The 17,844-nt window shown below is 40.4% G+C and carries 13 protein-coding genes; 8 read left to right on the plus strand and 5 right to left on the minus strand.

The features are described from left to right. Positions 1-256 precede the first annotated feature (256 nt). Positions 257-3,121 carry an FAD-binding and (Fe-S)-binding domain-containing protein gene (locus tag H5158_RS02025; RefSeq protein WP_182739351.1) on the plus strand — a complete coding sequence of 955 codons (2,865 nt, stop codon included), beginning with the start codon at positions 257-259 and terminating at the stop codon, positions 3,119-3,121. A gap of 6 nt (positions 3,122-3,127) precedes the next feature. On the opposite strand, the gene H5158_RS02030 is transcribed toward H5158_RS02025, so the two are convergent. Continuing rightward, the gene (locus tag H5158_RS02030) at positions 3,128-3,334 is read right to left on the minus strand and encodes a hypothetical protein (RefSeq protein ID WP_182739352.1); all 207 of its coding nucleotides are present in this window, start codon (positions 3,332-3,334) and stop codon (positions 3,128-3,130) included. A 739-nt stretch (positions 3,335-4,073) separates the two neighbouring features. On the opposite strand from H5158_RS02030, the gene H5158_RS02035 reads away from it, so the two are divergent. Both H5158_RS02035 and H5158_RS02040 read left to right on the plus strand, forming a co-directional pair. Next, the gene (locus tag H5158_RS02035; protein ID WP_259399180.1) at positions 4,074-5,786 is read left to right on the plus strand and encodes a sensor domain-containing diguanylate cyclase; all 1,713 of its coding nucleotides are present in this window, start codon (positions 4,074-4,076) and stop codon (positions 5,784-5,786) included. 66 nt (positions 5,787-5,852) lie between these two features. Then, positions 5,853-6,566, plus strand: a complete 714-nt coding sequence (locus H5158_RS02040) for a M15 family metallopeptidase (protein WP_182717341.1) — start codon at positions 5,853-5,855, stop codon at positions 6,564-6,566. On the opposite strand, the gene H5158_RS02045 is transcribed toward H5158_RS02040, so the two are convergent. Further along, the gene (locus tag H5158_RS02045) at positions 6,567-7,067 is read right to left on the minus strand and encodes a hypothetical protein (protein ID WP_182739353.1); all 501 of its coding nucleotides are present in this window, start codon (positions 7,065-7,067) and stop codon (positions 6,567-6,569) included. Between the two features lie 122 nt (positions 7,068-7,189). On the opposite strand from H5158_RS02045, the gene H5158_RS02050 reads away from it, so the two are divergent. The 3 genes from H5158_RS02050 to H5158_RS02060 all read left to right on the plus strand — a co-directional run bounded on the left by H5158_RS02050 (position 7,190) and on the right by H5158_RS02060 (position 12,640). Then, positions 7,190-11,197: a rhombosortase-dependent M36 family metallopeptidase gene (locus H5158_RS02050; RefSeq protein ID WP_182739354.1), complete on the plus strand. Its 4,008-nt coding sequence runs from the start codon at positions 7,190-7,192 to the stop codon at positions 11,195-11,197. 365 nt (positions 11,198-11,562) lie between these two features. Continuing rightward, positions 11,563-11,772, plus strand: coding sequence for a cold-shock protein (locus H5158_RS02055; RefSeq protein WP_058559473.1), 210 nt, complete (start codon positions 11,563-11,565; stop codon positions 11,770-11,772). Positions 11,773-11,968: 196 nt separating this feature from the next. After that, a complete protein-coding gene (locus H5158_RS02060) occupies positions 11,969-12,640 on the plus strand; it encodes a transporter substrate-binding domain-containing protein (RefSeq protein ID WP_310736217.1) in 672 nt (223 codons plus the stop codon). 4 nt (positions 12,641-12,644) lie between these two features. Here the strand turns inward: H5158_RS02060 and H5158_RS02065 are convergent, their stop codons facing one another. From H5158_RS02065 to udk, 3 genes are all read right to left on the minus strand, one after another. Then, the gene (locus H5158_RS02065) at positions 12,645-13,364 is read right to left on the minus strand and encodes an ABC transporter substrate-binding protein (RefSeq protein WP_182739355.1); all 720 of its coding nucleotides are present in this window, start codon (positions 13,362-13,364) and stop codon (positions 12,645-12,647) included. A gap of 193 nt (positions 13,365-13,557) precedes the next feature. Then, the gene (locus H5158_RS02070) at positions 13,558-14,910 is read right to left on the minus strand and encodes a NupC/NupG family nucleoside CNT transporter (protein WP_182739356.1); all 1,353 of its coding nucleotides are present in this window, start codon (positions 14,908-14,910) and stop codon (positions 13,558-13,560) included. Positions 14,911-14,928: 18 nt separating this feature from the next. Then, positions 14,929-15,558 carry a uridine kinase gene (gene udk / locus H5158_RS02075; RefSeq protein WP_149980367.1) on the minus strand — a complete coding sequence of 210 codons (630 nt, stop codon included), beginning with the start codon at positions 15,556-15,558 and terminating at the stop codon, positions 14,929-14,931. Between the two features lie 191 nt (positions 15,559-15,749). Here udk and H5158_RS02080 point away from each other — a divergent pair, with 191 nt between their 5' ends. Together H5158_RS02080 and deoD are read left to right on the plus strand one after the other, a co-directional pair. After that, positions 15,750-16,982 (plus strand): phosphopentomutase, encoded by a 1,233-nt coding sequence (locus tag H5158_RS02080; RefSeq protein WP_182739357.1) that lies wholly within the window; start codon positions 15,750-15,752, stop codon positions 16,980-16,982. Continuing rightward, positions 16,982-17,683 (plus strand): purine-nucleoside phosphorylase, encoded by a 702-nt coding sequence (deoD, locus tag H5158_RS02085; RefSeq protein WP_145238795.1) that lies wholly within the window; start codon positions 16,982-16,984, stop codon positions 17,681-17,683. The genes H5158_RS02080 and deoD overlap by 1 nt, the downstream gene beginning before the upstream one ends. Positions 17,684-17,844 lie beyond the last annotated feature (161 nt).

Genomic DNA, 17,844 nt, shown 5'->3' on the forward strand with positions numbered 1-17,844 from the left:
CCATTTTGGATTAAAATACAACATATTTTTGTCACATTAACGTTTTTTTTGCAGAACTGCAAAAACCACCGACGAATCACATGCTTGCCTGATCATTACATAAATATTAAGAGTTAATAGTTATTTAGATGAAAAAAAATAATATTAGACGAGCTTTTATTAATGGTAATTCGCTCTTATTTCAAGTAATAATATATTCCATAATGCTTGGTGGGTCGCCAAGCGAGTAAATTAACAGAACGCAAAGGGGCAAATAATGGCAACAGCACTGACACTATTTCAACAACAACTCAGTGATAAGCTGCCTGCCTCGGCGTTTATTGAAGATTACCCTAGGCGCTATGCTTTTGGCACTGATGCCAGCTTTTATCGTTTAGTGCCGCAATTAATAGTACTGGTTGCTGATCAGCAACAAGCGCAACAGGTCATCAGTGCCGCTGCAACATATAAAGTTGCCATTACTTTTCGTGCCGCCGGTACTAGCCTATCAGGCCAAGCAATTACAGATTCTGTATTAGTGCTGCTTAGTGATTGCTGGTCTGGTTATCAAATTGAAGATAACGGCGCTGCCATTCGGTTAGAGCCAGCTATTATTGGTGCTCGTGCCAATGCCGTACTTGCGCCTTTTGGCCGTAAAATTGGCCCTGATCCCGCTTCAATCAATAGTTGTAAAATCGCTGGCATGGCAGCCAACAATTCATCAGGTATGTGCTGTGGCGTGGCACAAAATAGTTACCATACAGTAAAGGACATGACCTTAATCTTCGCTGACGGTACAGTGCTTGATACACGCAGTGAGCAAAGCCGTTCTAAATTTTTACATAGCCATCAACCGTTTATTAACGATATCACTGCGCTTGCCCAGCAGGTTACAAATAATCCTGAGTTGGCACAGCGTATCGCTCATAAATACCGCTTAAAAAATACCACGGGTTATGGTTTAAACGCGCTAATTGATTACACTGATCCGATTGAGATCATTAAGCATTTAATGATTGGCTCTGAAGGTACGCTGGGGTTTATTGCTGATATTACTTACCACACGGTGATTGATCATGCTCATAAAAGCTCAGCGTTTATTATTTTTGATGACATAAGCCAAGTCTGTGAATTAGTAAAGCAGCTAGCAACGCTTGATGTAGCGGCGGTTGAGTTATTGGATAAGCGCTCGCTCCTGTGCGTCGCGCATCATGACATCATGCCTAAAGATGTTCATAACTACCCAGCAGATAGTGCAGCATTATTAATCGAAGTACGTGCAGAAGACGCAACACAATTAGTTAATTTACAACAACAAGTGGATCAGCTTGTCGCACATTTTAGCGCCCATCAATTAGCGATTATGGCGTTTTCAACAGATGCTAAGCGCAATGCATCATTATGGAATATTCGTAAAGGTACGTTCCCGGCAGTCGGTGCAGTGCGCGAAAATGGCACCACTGTGATCATTGAAGACGTGGCTTTTGAGCTGGATGTATTAGCTCAGGGTGTTAAAGCTCTGCATCAATTATTTGATAAATACAGTTACGATGAAGCGATTATTTTTGGCCATGCCTTAGCGGGTAATTTGCATTTTGTATTTACCCAAGCATTCGATACACCAGCGCAAGTAGCGCGTTATGAGCAATTTATGCGGGACGTGTCGCAACTGGTGGCGGTTGAACTTAATGGCTCATTAAAAGCTGAGCATGGTACTGGGCGAAATATGGCGCCGTTTGTGGCAACTGAATGGGGCACTGATGGCTTTGCTGTGATGCAGCGTATTAAACAATTGTTTGATAAAGACCACATTTTAAACCCAGGAGTGATCATCAATACCGATGAAAACTGCCATATTCAGCATTTAAAAACCATGCCTAGCAGCGACGATATAATCGACAAATGTATTGAGTGTGGTTTTTGCGAAACCGTATGCCCATCAAAAGGACTCACCTTAACGCCGCGCCAACGTATTACGCTGTGGCGACGTCGCACTGAATTGGTTAATCAACTTAGTAACACCGGTGATATTAGCGAAAAACAGCACATTAATCGTCAGCTCAGCAGTATCGAAAAAGATTTTCAATATTTAGGTATTGATAGCTGTGCAGCAACCGGGCTGTGTGGCATGAAATGCCCCGTTGGTATTAACACCGGTGAATTTATAAAATCCCTGAGGGCAAAAAAGCAACTCAATGCAAAAGTGGCGCCGCGCATAGCCAGTTTTGCGGTCAAACATTTTGCGGTATTAGCAAATACAGCACGCTTTGGTTTAACCAGTATGGCGATGGTGCGAAACATCATTGGTGCACAGGCACTGCGTACTTTAACCAAACCTACTAATAAGCTGATTGGCACCCCACTTTATTATTCAGCGTGGCCAAGGGGGGAGCAGCCAATTAATCACAGCATAGTACATGCACAACAGCCTGATAAAGTGGTTTATCTTCCCAGTTGTGCCAGCAGGGTGTTTGCAGCCGATGAGCAAGCGGATGACCGCCGCTCAATTATGCAAGTTATGCATAGCCTCGCGACTAAAGCGGGAATTGAACTGTTACTGCCGATGCAAATTAATGAGCTATGTTGTGGCATGCCCTTTGCCAGTAAAGGCTTACCTGAACAGGCAAAAAGTAAAGCTGAGCAGTTACTCGATATCGCGCAGCAGGTGTCTGAAAATGGTCGTTACCCGATTATTTTTGACGCCAGTCCATGTGCATTAACAAGCAATGATGCAGCGCAACAGCGCGGTTTAACAGTACTCGAAAGCGCTGAGTTTGCTTATCAATATTTATTGCCTAAGCTGACCATCACAGCCCAACCAGAGCCGGTTATGTTACATGTTACCTGTAGTAGCAAACGCCGTGGCAGTGAACAACAACTTGTTGCCGTAGCTAAAGCATGCAGTGACGAAGTGATTATTCCGGCTGATATTGAATGTTGTGGCTTTGCCGGCGATAAGGGCTTTAACTTGCCAGAGCTAAATGCTAATGCATTAAAAACGCTGCGTAACCAAGTGCCTCAAAATTGCAGTAGCGGTATTTCTAATAGCCGCAGTTGTGAAATTGGCTTAACTCAGCACAGCGGTATTAACTACCAATCTGTGCTGTATTTATTAGATAAAGTGAGTCAAGCAGCCTCTTGATGAGGCTTAGACATTATACTTTCCAAAAAATCCCGCGTTTATAGCACTTTTTAAACTTGTATCAGCCACTGGGATCATAATTAAAATACGCGCTACGATGCCAGCAAACATAAAGAACAAAATAGCGTTAGCGCCAAACACTAAAAACGGCGCACTCCACAAGCGAACTTTACGAATATCGAGAATATAGCTACACAGTGCATAGCATAACATCGCTAGTCCTGAGCTGATTATTACATAGCTTGGTGTCCATAGTGCTTTGTTTATTGGTATTAAAAGTGAAAGTAAGCACCCGCAAACAATGCTTGTAATAGCCACTAGGGTAAATATTCTGACTTGTTTGCCAAGGTTTTTTTCAGTGCTTATATAGTATCCGCAAATATTCCTGATAATTCCTTTTGCCTGGATTGCATTAACCGATAGTGTGATCGACATCCCAACACTAAAAATAAAAAATGGGAAAATTAAATCAGTGGGTATATAACCAATTCCCTGGGTTATTGACTAGAATCATCGCAGTGATAGTGAACCCTCGCAGTACATCTAAGGCGAGCAAACGATGACTGGGTAATTGTGATAATATATTCTGGCAGTGATGTTTAACCATAACGTTCTTTTATTTGTTATTTGTCTTTTAATTGTAATAATTTATTCATTTTGCGCAAGGTAAATTTTCTTCGCTTATTTTGTTAAAAGCGCAAACAGATAAATTGATTTTTCTATGGGGAAACAGCAATCGCTTAGCGCAAGCTCAGCAACAAATTGTTGCATAAGTTCAACTGGCATGTAGTGAAAATTCAAATAATATTACAAGTATTTGAATTTAAAATTTTTATGTCGCGAGAGCCAAGCTGAGCGCGGTCTAAAAATTGCATAGAAATAAATTATTAGCCGTTGGGAACAACAGAAATAAGTACTTTACGAGCTTTTAGCTGGATCGTATGGGAGCTATTTGCTATCATTTATCGTTAGTATAATTGCCAAGGAAATACAAGGCCAGCATAGAGAAGTAAGTATTTTGCTAGACCGTGTTAATATCAATCTTGATTTAAAAAAGTTAATCTTATTTTTAGCTATTTCAGTGACTGTGATCACCTTTCTAAATGGCTTTTATTCCAGCTACCAAGTACAAAAACAGCAGCTACAATCGCAAACCTTAAAAAACCATAATGCGTATGCCGCTAAACTTGTCTCTGCCACTGACCGGTTTCTACTGGCTGCTCAGCAGCAACTCGCTTATTCAGCAAAAATCCTTGCTATCCAATTTAATGATGCAAACACTCTTGCGCAAGAGGCGCAGCGACTTAGGTTGCAAACTGATAGCTTTAACTCAACGGTTGTCGTTGACAAAAATGGTGTGGTATTAGCCCATTCACCATTGAGTCTAAAGCTAAAAGGTCAACTTTTAGAAAGTGATGGTGCAAAACAAGCACTAGCGAATAAAAAGCCAATGATCAGTGAGCCTTATATTTCTGCGGTAGGGAACCTCGTGATAGTTATTTCGCATCCGATATTTAACTCTCAAGGTGAATACCTTGGCTACATAGGAGGGACATTATATCTAAAACAAAAAGGGATTTTACACGACTTACTGCAAGTACATTTTCATAAAGACGGCTCATATATCTATGTTATTGATAAGAATAGGCGCTTACTTTATCACCCTGATGTTGCTCGGATCGGTGAACAAGTTTTTGGCAATCCAGTGATCGAAGCGGTGCTAAGAGGTGAAAGCGGCACTAGGCAGTTAATTAATAGTCAAAACATTGTCATGCTGGCAGGTTATGCACCATTAAAAAGTGCCTCTTGGGGCATTGTCACACAACGACCATTAGACGCTACATTTGCGCCATTAGACGATTTAATGATGAATGTTTTATATCGAACCCTGCCAGTAGGGTTGGCAACCTTTATATTTATTTGGGTGCTAGCTCGGTTAATTTCAAAGCCGTTAAGGCAACTTGCAGAAACGGCTAAAACACTTGATAACCCGTCAACTTCGCAACAGTTAAAGCAAGTGCGGTCTTGGTATTATGAAAGCTCTGAACTGCGTTTAGCTATGCTAAAAGGAGTCGGCTTATTACAAAACCAGATTGGTCTATTACAGCATGAAGCACAAACAGATCCACTTACGGGCTTACATAACAGACGTAGCCTGGAGCTCATGTTAGATCAATTAACTTTACAGCAAACACCCTTCACTGTGCTTGCTATCGATATTGATTTTTTTAAGCGTGTTAATGATGAGTTTGGCCATGATATTGGTGATATTGTTTTGCAATCGTTGGCTACAATTATTGTTGATGTAACCCGTGAAAATGATTTTGTTGCACGTACGGGGGGAGAAGAGTTTATTGTTATATTACCAAATATTAACGCCAAATCAGCTTATCAACTTGCGGAACGATTACGTATGCGTGTATCAGAAACAATCATCGAACCAGTAGGAAGTATCAACATATCAATAGGTATTTCTGGCTGGCCACTGATGCAATTGAGTGTTGAAGAGATACTCAAACAAGCGGATCAGACTTTATACAAAGCGAAAAAAACGGGTCGTAATCGGTGTATTATTGATTCTCAGTTTATCCAATCTGATGATTCTCAGTTTATCCAATCTGATGATTCTCAGTTTATCCAATCTGAACTTGTCGAGCAGGAATAATTTATTGGCAATGGCTTTTAACTATGCAATATTAATAGCCTGTTTTTAATGTTATAAGCTACTACAATGTTGTTAAATATCAGTTTTAAACTAATGTCACTGCTTGGAGTGTATGCTTTAAGCAGTGCAGCAATTGCCCATGACGCTAACGCTACATATTCCGACCCAGCTCAAAGCTATCGTAGTGAGTTTGTTGATGTTGCAACGTTAATACCGACCGCATTATTTGATATTCGCTATTTTAGTGGGCAAAACTTTGTTGGTAAACCAATCGAAGGTTATAACGCGCCTAAATGCTTATTGCATAAAACGGCAGCTGCAGCGCTGGTAAAAGCACATTCTCAGGCGGAGCAAGCAGGTTATAATTTTAAAATTTATGATTGTTATCGACCACAACGAGCCGTTGACCACTTTGTGCGTTGGGTTAACGACGCAACTGACACAAAAACCAAAGCAGCGTATTACCCTAATTTAGGAAAAGATCAGTTACTCGGTGATTATATCGCAGCTAAATCAGGCCACAGCCGTGGTTCAACAATTGATTTAACTTTGACAGATAGTCAAGGCAAAGCACTAAATATGGGCTCACTGTTTGATATGTTCGATACCATCTCAAATACCGATGATCCGCGTATTACTCAAGACCAACAAGCAAACAGATATAAGTTAAAAAATATCATGTTGGCCGCTGGATTTTCGCCTTACGCAATGGAGTGGTGGCACTTTACCTATCAGCCGCAAGCCTACCCGAATACCTATTTTGACTTTGTGGTCGAGTAATTAAAACTGCTCCTCAATGGGTGAATAATTAATTGCGATTTCAATAGTATCAATAACGGTATATTGCTTTAAATCACTTATTGTTGATTTCAAGTCGGTATTTTTATCGACTAGGAATTGATAGGTGTGCTTGGTAATTTTTTTTGTGTTGTACGTACTTTTGAGTGCTAGCGGAATATCATCGCTTTTCAAGGTGATAAACACGGCTCCAGTGACAATTCCTTGCTCCGATGTCGCGTGATTATGGACAGTTGTTCCTTTAAGCAATTTATCCGTTTTATAGCTAATCTTTTCCCCGTTATTATTAATTGAATTGCTAACTAAAAGTGTTGTTTCTACATTCTTTAGTTTTTGTGAAGTATTTAAAGCTACTTCTTGAGCTTTTTCATTACTAGCATTGATGCTATTTTCGGCACTGTCAGTTAGCGTTTCATTTTTTTTACATCCACTCATTAGTGCAATTGCAATTATAACTAGCTGTAATTTAAAGTTATTTGACATATTTGAAATTCTCTCATTTACCTTTGTTTACATTTTGCTTTCTTTGGTTAACATCATTAGTGTACATTGTTCTTGGTTATGAATGTTAACCAAATTAAAATTATAACAACAGGGGATTATTAATGTATCAATTTAAAGTAACGGCCGTTGCTTCGATGGTTACGGCTATTTTGGCATCGACTCAAGTACAAGCTACTGAGCAAACTCGATTTTTTAATGCGCCAAGCGTCAGCTCTCAAGTTCAATTTAATCCACAAATAACCCAGCAACGTGCATTAGCTGAACGTAGAACAGTATCGGGGCATGATTCAATTTTTGATGCTCAGCTTGGCAAGGCAACGTTTCTTTGGCAAGCCGTTGGTCAAGCAAAACCTAATATGTCAGTTGTTTTACCTGAACAAAGAAATGCATACGCTGCAGATTTTTATTTAAATGCTTTAACCGGTTTCAGTACTAGTAAAAAAGGGACGTCAAACGCAGTTCTTGCAGATTTATCTAAACAAAAAAGTGGTTCTGTAACGGCTAAATATAAACAACAAGTTCATGGCGTTGAAGTTTTTAATCGTGAATATAACCTTATCATGGATAAGGAACATAACTTGGTGGCAGGATCAGGCTATTTTGCTAACACAAGTGCAAATACTAAACGTTCATTAGCACCATTAGCTGATTTTGTTGGTGCTGAGCAGAGCATTAAACAAGCGATTAAAAAGCTAGCAGATATTAATGTATCCCTTACAAAATCAACTGAACAAGGCGATTACGTTAAATACACTGTAACTAATCAAAGTGGTGATAAAGTTGTAGTTGGCCAGCCGCGCGCTAAAAAAGTATTCTTTGAGGTTAATGGTCAACTTGAATCAGCTTATTATGTTGAAGTTGAAGTCGCAGATAAGAGCAGTTTAGAAAGTGACTACTTCAGCTATGTTATTGGTGCAAAAAACAGCAAAGTATATTTCAAAAAAGACCTGAAAGCGCATGCTGCTGATTTTAACTACCGTGTCTGGGCTGATGCAGATGGTTACCCATGGGAAGGCCCACATGGTGATGTTATTCCTGCTGACGGTCCTGATCAAACAGATGAAACCGAAATCCTTGATGCACCGATAGTGAGCCTTTCTTATTACAGTAAGTTAAGCACCATGGATCCATGGCTTACTGATGATGCTACAACTACATCTGGTAATAACGTATTTGCATATGCCGACGTTATAGCACCACAAGGTTTCACTGAAGGTGACTTCACTGCTGAAACAACCTCAGATTTTACATTTGATTACCCCTATCAAGTTGATCAAGTCGCAAACAGTTACGACAATCGCAAAGCGGCAATTGTAAACTTATTCTACATGAATAACTTTTTGCACGACTTCTTCTATGATCATGGTTTTGATGAAACTTCGAATGTAGCTCAGCTCTCTAACTATGAGCGCGGTGGCATTGAAGGGGATCCAATTGAGGCTCAAGCGCAAGATAATAGCGGTTTAGATAATGCTAATATGGCAACACCAGCTGATGGTGCAAGTCCACGTATGCAAATGTATTTGTATAATAGTAAAGACGCAAAAGTAGGCACAGACTTTGGTGTGGTTGTAACCTCTGACGCAACTATTGGAGTTCTTGAGTCTTCTAAAGTCTCGGGCTTTGGGCAATTCCAATTTGCTGATGTTACAGCTGAAGTTGTACGTTTGGTTGATGGTAATGACACTGATTCAGATAGCGTTTTCGATGGCTGTGAGCCTGCAACTAATGGCGCAGAGTTAGCTGGAAAAATTGCCCTAATTGATCGTGGTTCGTGCAACTTCACAGCAAAAGTTTTACATGCTCAAGAAGTTGGAGCAATAGGCGCAATTGTTGTAAACAACGTTCCAGACACTGATGAGCCTGCGGCTATGGGCGGTGAAGATGATGCTGTGTTAATTCCTAATATGGGTCTTAACTTTGCTGATGGTCATCTGATGTATGACTCTATAAGTGCTGGTAATACAGTTACTGTTAATATGTTCAATAATGCCAAGTTAAAAGATGGCACACTTGATAACGGTATTATTGCTCATGAATGGGGCCACTATATTAGTAACCGTTTAGTTGGTAACTCTGCGGGTCTAATTAACTTCCAAGGCCGTGCAATGGGTGAAGGCTGGGGTGATTTCCACTCCCTGATGTTTATTGCTAAAGCTGATGACATCAACATCACAGGTAACGACAAGTTCCAAAAAGCATACGGCAGTGGTACGTTTGTTGAAGACTTCTACTATGGTATTCGTCGTGTACCATACTCTACAAATAAAGAAGTTAATCCGCTTTCATTCCGTCACATTACTGAAAATGCAGGTGCAGATGTAGGCATTTCACCAACAAGTGTAGCCTCTCCACATGCTGCGGGTGAAATTTGGGCGACTATGCTTTGGGAAAGTTATGTAGCATTAATCAATGAACATGGTTTTGAAGAAGCACAAAATCGCATGGCTAACTACCTTGTTGCAGGCTATAAACTAACACCAATTGCGCCTTTATATACTGAAGCACGTGATGCGATATTAGCGGCGGCATACGCTGTTGATACCAAAGATTATGAGCTGATTTTAGGTGCATTTGCTAAACGCGGCATGGGTTTAGGTGCTGTAGCGCCAGATCGTTTCAGTGAAGATTTAACGGGCGTTGTAGAATCTGACAAGATGGAACTGGCTAGCTTTAACCTCAAAGATGTGGCTATTGATGCAAACTACAATGGTGCAGAGCTAGGCTTTTGTTCAAATGACGGTATTGTCGATAAAGGTGAAACGGCCACATTAACTGTGAGTATTACAAATACTGGTAGTAAAATGCTTACTGGTACGCAAGCTCAACTGACTGTGGTCAGTGATCATGATGTGACATTTGAAAATGATGGTTTAGTTACATTTGCTGACACAATGCCATTTTCGACTGCAACGAGTTCACCCCTTAAGTTTACCTTAAATGAATCAGGTACAGCTGAAAACTTAGAAATTGAAGTATCATTCCCAGAGTTATCTGCTGACGATGAAATTGTTGAAGCTGCCACTGAAAAAGTTACTTATTCGGTCAACATGGCTTTTAAAGAAAAACAGCCAGTCGGCGCGCAAACTATGGATAACATGGAAGTAGCGAGAGCATCATTATATGATCTAAAAGAAAATGTAATGATCGGTGGTGATTTAGCTAAAGGTACACAAAGTATGGCAGCTGATGATAATGTTGCCTTTTTCAACAGCTTTGGTTTTGAGCTTGGTGAGCAAACGATGTTCTTGCAGAACAACGATTTCCAATCAGATGTAGCGATAGAAACTAAAGGATTTGATATTGGCTTTGCAGGTGACTTTGAGGTGTCATTCTGGCATTTTTATCGTATTGAAAACGAGTGGGATGGTGGTGTTGTTGAAATTAGCGTCAATGGTGGTAGCTGGGTTGATGTGACTGAAATGGGTGGTACATTTAATCGTGGTTACGATGGTCCGTTAATTGAGAATGACTCCCAAGCTATCCAAGAGCGTGATACGTTTACAGGTAACAACATCAATCAGGATAACGTATACGGTAACTACGAAACAATTAATTTTGGTAGTGAACTCAATGGTAATAGAGCAAAACTACGCTTTCGCCTTTCATCAGATGGCGCTGTTGGTGATTTAGGATGGTGGATTGATAACCTTACATTTAACAATGTAACAACGCCAATCTTCTCAGCAGTAATTGCTGGCGATGCAGTCGCATGTGATAACGCAGCTCCTATAGTAACAGTTACCGGTGAGTTAGGTATTAAGGAATCAGTAACCAGTACTTTAAATGCTGTAGCCACGGATAGAAATGCAGATGAACTCACTTATGCATGGACACAAGTAAGTGGCACAACCGCAACACTATCTAATGCAGATACTGCGGTACTTAGCTTTACTCCAGGCGCAATCACAAGCGACGAAGAAGTCGTGTTCGAAGTTGCGGTCAGTGATGGCACCGTATCGGTTACCGAGCAAGTAACGGTTGCCGTAAGCAACGAAGCAGAACCTGTGGTTGAAAAGCCCAAATCGAAATCAAGTAGCGGTAGTCTAGGCTTCTTGATGTTATTACTTACTCCATTAGCAATATTTGGTCGTCGCCGTAAGCGTTAATCATAATATTAGTAACGATTAAGAAAAGCCCTTGCAGTTAGCTGCAAGGGCTTTTTTATTGGTCGTATTTACAAGCCATTATAAAAACGCATGTTACCGCTGCGTGCTGTTTTTTAGTTTTGAATTTACTACAGGTTGGCTCATGACTGTGTATTTATATATTAATTAATAAAGGTGTTGACATAACTTATTAACCCTGTATAGTTTGCTGCAGCTAGAAAGAAAGCATGAAAGCTATAAATCTCCATTTCGATGTTGTATAAGTAATACTTGTAGTACCGTCCTGAAGTTTTTAAAGTACCATCTCATTTTTTGCTACACCGCTCATTAGAGCAATTATTTTATTTTTATATCAGGATATTACAATGTCTAACATCGTATCAGGTACAGTTAAGTGGTTCAACGAGTCTAAAGGTTTTGGTTTCATCGAGCAAGAAAATGGCCCAGACGTTTTCGCACATTTCTCAGCAATCAAAAGCGAAGGTTTCAAAACTTTAGCTGAAGGCCAACGTGTAGAGTTCACTCTTTCACAAGGTCAAAAAGGTCCACAAGCAGAGAACATCACTGCTGTATAATTTTACCTTTTAGGTAGAATAAAAAAAGCAAGCTTAGGCTTGCTTTTTTGTGTCTGAAAATTGACGTAACTTGCTCCCCCTCCTATTCTTTATCTATTATTATTATTCTGTAACGAGATAGATTATCTACCGATTACTCATCCTAGTAATTAGCCTTGGATTCACATTTACTTGCATTGCAAAGCCAACAATTACTATTTTTACTGAACAGTTTCCCCCTTATAATTTTTCGAATAAAGGGCAGCTGCAAGGGATTAATTTAGATATTGTGCGTACGTTGTGTGAGCTTTCACAAGTGGAGTGCAAATTTGAGCTGTTGCCTTGGGCAAGGGCATACGATTTAGTGCAAAAAAATCAGCTCTCAGGGCTAGTATCAACCGCTCGCAGTGCTGAGCGAGAAGATTTATTTTACTGGGTTGGCCCGCTGGTTTCTTCGCGTACATTTTTTTATCGCCTTCGTGATAACAAACACATTAATCCAACTGATATTACTCAAGTTAGTGCATACACCTTAGGTGTCGTTAGAGGCAATATTTATGAGGGGGTAGTGGAGAGTATTGGTTTCCAACAAGATAAAAACTTATTAAAAGTAGCTCATCACTATGAGTATATGAACTTATTTTTTAAAAATAAAATCGATTTAATTCTCGGCTCAGAGTTTGCCTTAGATTACCAACTACAGCAATTTGGTCACGGTGGTAAAGAAGTCGTCCAACTTGTTGAGCTGCCAGTAAATACATTACAGGGTAATTATTTAGTTTTTAATAAAGAGATGCCTATCGAGATAGTTGAGCGCTTCAATGAGCAGTTAGAAAAACTCAAAGCGGTGGATAACTTTGATGCTTATCGGCATCGTTATGTAAAATAGCTAATTAATTAGCCGTTATTAATTGACGGTATTTTTCAGTATTTTTAACCTTTAAAAAAGCCTGCTGCAGTGCCTTTATAATATCTTCATCAGTATTAATATTTGCAGCTAAGTAACCAGCTACTGCCAGTCCTTCTATGGCATGTACGAACGTCAGTGCGTTAGCATTGATCGCTAGCTGCTCACTCATTGAAGCTAGATAATTAGCATCGTCTACTACCAGATCAACTTTTCTTGCTAGTAGTAACTGATATGACTTTTGAATATCAGTGGTCAGCAATACTTCGAAACCACGTTTTACTAATACTTGCGATGCAAGGTCATGGCGCTGTACGGCAATTTTATATTGCTTGGCTTGCTCTGTATTATCAAAGTTAATATCACTGCGCTCAGAGAGTTTTACAAAGCCCATTTCAAACTGTGCTACTGGCCCAATCCAATGAAACAGTGTTTCGCGCTCCGTAGTGCGTGCCATACTGTAAATTAAGGTGTTGCTATTATTAACCGCCATTTTATAAGCACGTGCCCAAGGGTACATGTTGATTGGGGCATTGAGCTTAGCCTCTAAAATAATCATATTTACTAACTCAGTACTATAACCAGTTACCTGATTATTCAGCAAAACTTGATTCGGCGGTGACAACTCGGTCACAACCATTAAGTTTTGATTTGCAGTACTATGGACACTGATACAAAGAAGTAGCAGGTTAATAAATAGCCGCATTTATTTTCTCTTTTTGACGATAGAACTTTGAGTATAGCAATAACTAGGAAAAGTATTATGAAAGTAAACAGTGAATTAAAAACGATAAAAGGGCCATAAAGGCCCTTTGTGAAGTATCGTTCAAGTAAGATAAGTCTTTAACCCCTTAAAGGCTTATCCTATTGTTTTGCAACTAAGGTTCATCTCAAAGTTTCTAAGCTAGCGAGAGGAAAAAACCTGCAATTGCGGCGCTCATAAGGTTAGCCATAGATCCTGCTAACACTGCTCTGAGCCCTAAGCGTGCGATATCCTTTCGCCGACTAGGCGCCATACCGCCTAATCCACCTAGTAAAATGGCTATCGATGATAAGTTAGCAAACCCACATAACGCGAATGTGACAATCGCTTGTGTGTGCGCACTTAACGTATCGCGATAATTCATAAAGTCTAAATAAGCAACAAACTCATTGACTACTATTTTTTGACCAATAAAGCTACCGGCTATAACTGCTTCACTCCACGGTACGCCAAGTAACCAGGCAACCGGAGCAAAGATATAACCTAAAATCATTTGTAACGTTAAAGAGCTTATCCAAGCACCCGTGCTATTTAGCGAATCACCAATGGAGTTAAATAAACTTGCGATTCCATCTATTACCTCCCAGTCACCAGCAGTTTTATATAATAAATGACTGAAGTTAATTGACCAACCGCCGATGCTAGCCAATAAACCTCCAATGCCGCCAAACAAACCATTTAATAAAGCTATTAAAGCAACAAATGCTAATAGCATTGCACCTACATTTAGTGCTAAATGCATACCGTTTGCTGCCCCTGATGCTGCTGCATCAATTACGTTAACCGGCTTGTCTTCGTCAAGCTCTAAATCAGCTAAAGTATCTTTTGGTGTTTCGGTCTCTGGCACAATCATCTTGGCCATTAAGAAACCACCCGGCGCTGCCATAAAGCTGGCTGCAATTAAATATTTAAGCTCTACACCAATAATCACGTAACCGGCCATAACTGAGCCTGCTACGGTGGCTAAACCACCCACCATAACAGCAAACAACTCTGACTTAGTCATGGTTGCTATAAATGGTTTTACAATCAGCGGCGCTTCTGTTTGGCCAACAAAAATGTTCGCAGTCGCTGAGAGCGACTCAGTGCGTGAGGTTTTTAATAGCTTTTGTAAACCACCGCCTAATATTCTTATTATCCAATCCATAATGCCAATGTGATAAAGCACTGCAACCAATGCAGAGAAAAACACAATAACGGGTAAAACTTGTACGGCAAAAATAAACCCTAAGGCATCTTGGCTAGCAAGCGGACCGAATAAAAATGCTATTCCGTCATTTGCAAAACCAATTACCGATGATACGGCTTTTGACATGCCAACTAATGCATTTTTGCCTGCGTCTGAAAACAGGACAAAACCACCAATTATAAATTGCAGGGCAAAAGCGATACCGACAGTTCTTAAACTAATTGCTTTGCGATTTGTCGAAGCCGCAAATGCAATGCCTAGCAGCATACACATGCCGACTAAGCTCATAAATGTTGTCATCTTTGCTTATTCCCGTTGTTATTTTTGCAGTAAATATTTTATTTTACTTTTAATTATATCAATCGCAACACGATTCATACCACCACGTGTAACCACTAAATCAGCATTGTGCTTTGAAGGCTCAATAAACTGATAAAACATCGGTCTCACTGTAGCTTGATATTGTTCAACAACGGACTGTAATGTTCTGCCTCGTTGCTCCATATCACGTTGCATACGGCGCATCAGGCAAATATCAAGCGGTGTATCAATAAACACTTTGATATCAAATTCTTTACGTAGCGCTTTATCACTAAGCAATAAAATCCCTTCAACTATGAGAATTTCTGCTGGCATCACAGTGCGTGTTTTGTCACTGCGAGTATGCTGCGCATAATCATAGGTAGGTACTTCTACCGCTTCGCCATCACGTAACTGTGTTAAATGCTTACACATTAACTCATGTTCAAACGCATCAGGGTGGTCGTAATTCGTTTGCGTACGATGATCAAACGGCAGATGCGATTGGTCTTTATAGTACGCATCTTCTTCAATCACGGCGATGGCGCCTGGTTCAAGCTCATTTACCAATTCATTGTAAATTGTTTGGCTAAAAAGAGATTTGCCAGACGCAGAAGCGCCAGCAATGGCTATTATTGTTCGTGTCACTAAAGTTCTCATCCACACAGAAGGATACATTGTTGGTAGATCACAATAGCAAAAAAGACACGAATAATCTCTCTTGCTTCGCTTTAAGGGGTGAAATTTATAATGTTTAGGTTTTATGAAACAGGACTTATGTCCTGTACGTTAAAAAGCACAAAAATATAAAGTAGCTACATTGGATAATCGAGGTGAGTATGGCAAGAGCAATTATATTAATGGCAGATAGCCTAGGCATAGGTGCAGCACCAGACGCTGATAAGTTTGGCGACGTGGGCGCAAACACTTTTGCACATTTGCTTAAAGCATACTTTGAAGAAACCGGCGAACGGCTATCACTACCTAACCTATCGTTATTAGGTTTAGTTGATGCATGTGAAGCTGCAGGCAACGAACCATGCCTTGTTAGTGACCGCCAAACACCGATTGCTGCTTGGGGTTACGCTAAAGAGCTTTCTAGCGGTAAAGATACCCCATCAGGTCATTGGGAAATGGCCGGTGTACCGGTGTTATTCGATTGGGGATATTTCCCTAAAACACAACCGAGTTTTCCACAACAGTTAATTGACGAGCTGATTGCTCGTACCGGTATCCCAGGGATTTTAGGCAACTGCCATGCCTCGGGTACTACTATTTTAGAACAGCTAGGTGAAGAGCACGTAAAAACAGGTAAACCAATCTGTTACACCTCAGCTGATAGCGTGTTTCAAATAGCCGCGCATGAACAAATTTTCGGTCTAGAAAAACTTTATCAGGTCTGCGAAATCACACGGGCGCTGCTTGATGAAATGAACATAGGACGAGTGATTGCGCGGCCATTTTTGGGTTCCAATAATCAAGACTTTGCCAGAACGGGCAATCGTCGAGATTATTCAGTGTTACCGCCAGCGCCAACATTGCTAGACAAACTAGCCGATGACGGTGGTGAAGTGATTAGTATAGGGAAGATATCTGACATCTATGCACATCAAGGGATCACCCAAAAACACAAAGCCCCAGGCTTACAAAACTTGTTAGCAAAAACCACTGAGGTAATGGCATCAGCGCCAGATCACAGTTTGATATTTACTAACTTAGTTGATTTTGATGAAAAATTTGGTCATCGCCGCGACCCTGTTGGGTATGCAAAAGCGCTTAAACAGTTGGACGATTACTTACCAACGATACTTAAGCAGCTTAAAGCCGACGACGTACTAATTATTACGGCGGATCACGGTTGTGATCCAACATTCCCGGGCAGTGAGCACACCCGCGAATATGTGCCTGTACTTGCTTATCAGGTAGGGCTTGAAAATACCCCGCTTGGTGAACGTGCTAGTTTTGCAGACATAGGTCAAACACTTGCCCAGTGGTTTAACTTATCTGCACTTGAATATGGCGATGGCTTTATTGATAAGCTTAACGCGCTAAAAGTAAAAGGAAACGAATAATGAGTACTCCACATATTGACGCAAATAATGGCGATTTTGCACAAACGGTATTAATGCCGGGTGATCCATTACGTGCGCAATACATTGCTGAAAATTTTCTTGATGATGCTGTAAAAGTAACCGGCGTTCGTAACATGTATGGTTTTACTGGCACTTATAAAGGTAAACCAGTAAGCATTATGGGTTCTGGTATGGGCATTCCATCAATGTCGATTTATGCACGCGAATTAATCGTCAGCTACGGCGTTAAAAACCTAATTCGTATCGGCACCTGTGGCGGTATTGGTAGCGACATTAAAATTCGTGACGTTATTTTTGCACAAGGCGCAAGCACAGATTCAAATGTAAACCGTGCGCGTGTACGTGGTTATGATTTCTCAGCAATTGCTGATTTTGATTTACTATTAAACGGCGTTAATGCAGCAAAAGAGCTAGGTATTAAAGCGAAAGTGGGTAACGTATTTACCACCGACACATTTTATCAAGCCGATAACAGCTTTTATCAAGAACTTGATAAACTAGGTATGTTAGCGGTAGATATGGAAACAGCCGGTTTATACGGCGTTGCTGCTGAATATGGCGCAAAAGCCATGGCATTATTTACCGTGAGTGACCACGTGATCACTGGTGAAGCAACCCCAAGTGAAGAGCGTCAAAGCACCTTCAATGAAATGGTTAAAATTGCCTTAGAGTCAATCTAAGCGTAATAAAAAAAAAGTTCCTTGGTAACGTATTCACTCGTTTGGAGACACGCCCAAATACAGTGAGACTAACCTCCAAAGCCGCCTAGTTAAACTAAGCGGCTTTTTTTGTGGGGAAAAGTTAGCGAGGGTAAAGTTAGCGAGGGTAAAGTTAGCGAGGG

The sequence above is a fragment of the Pseudoalteromonas sp. SR45-6 genome, assembly GCF_014163545.1.
Classification (GTDB): Bacteria; Pseudomonadota; Gammaproteobacteria; order Enterobacterales; family Alteromonadaceae; genus Pseudoalteromonas; species Pseudoalteromonas rhizosphaerae.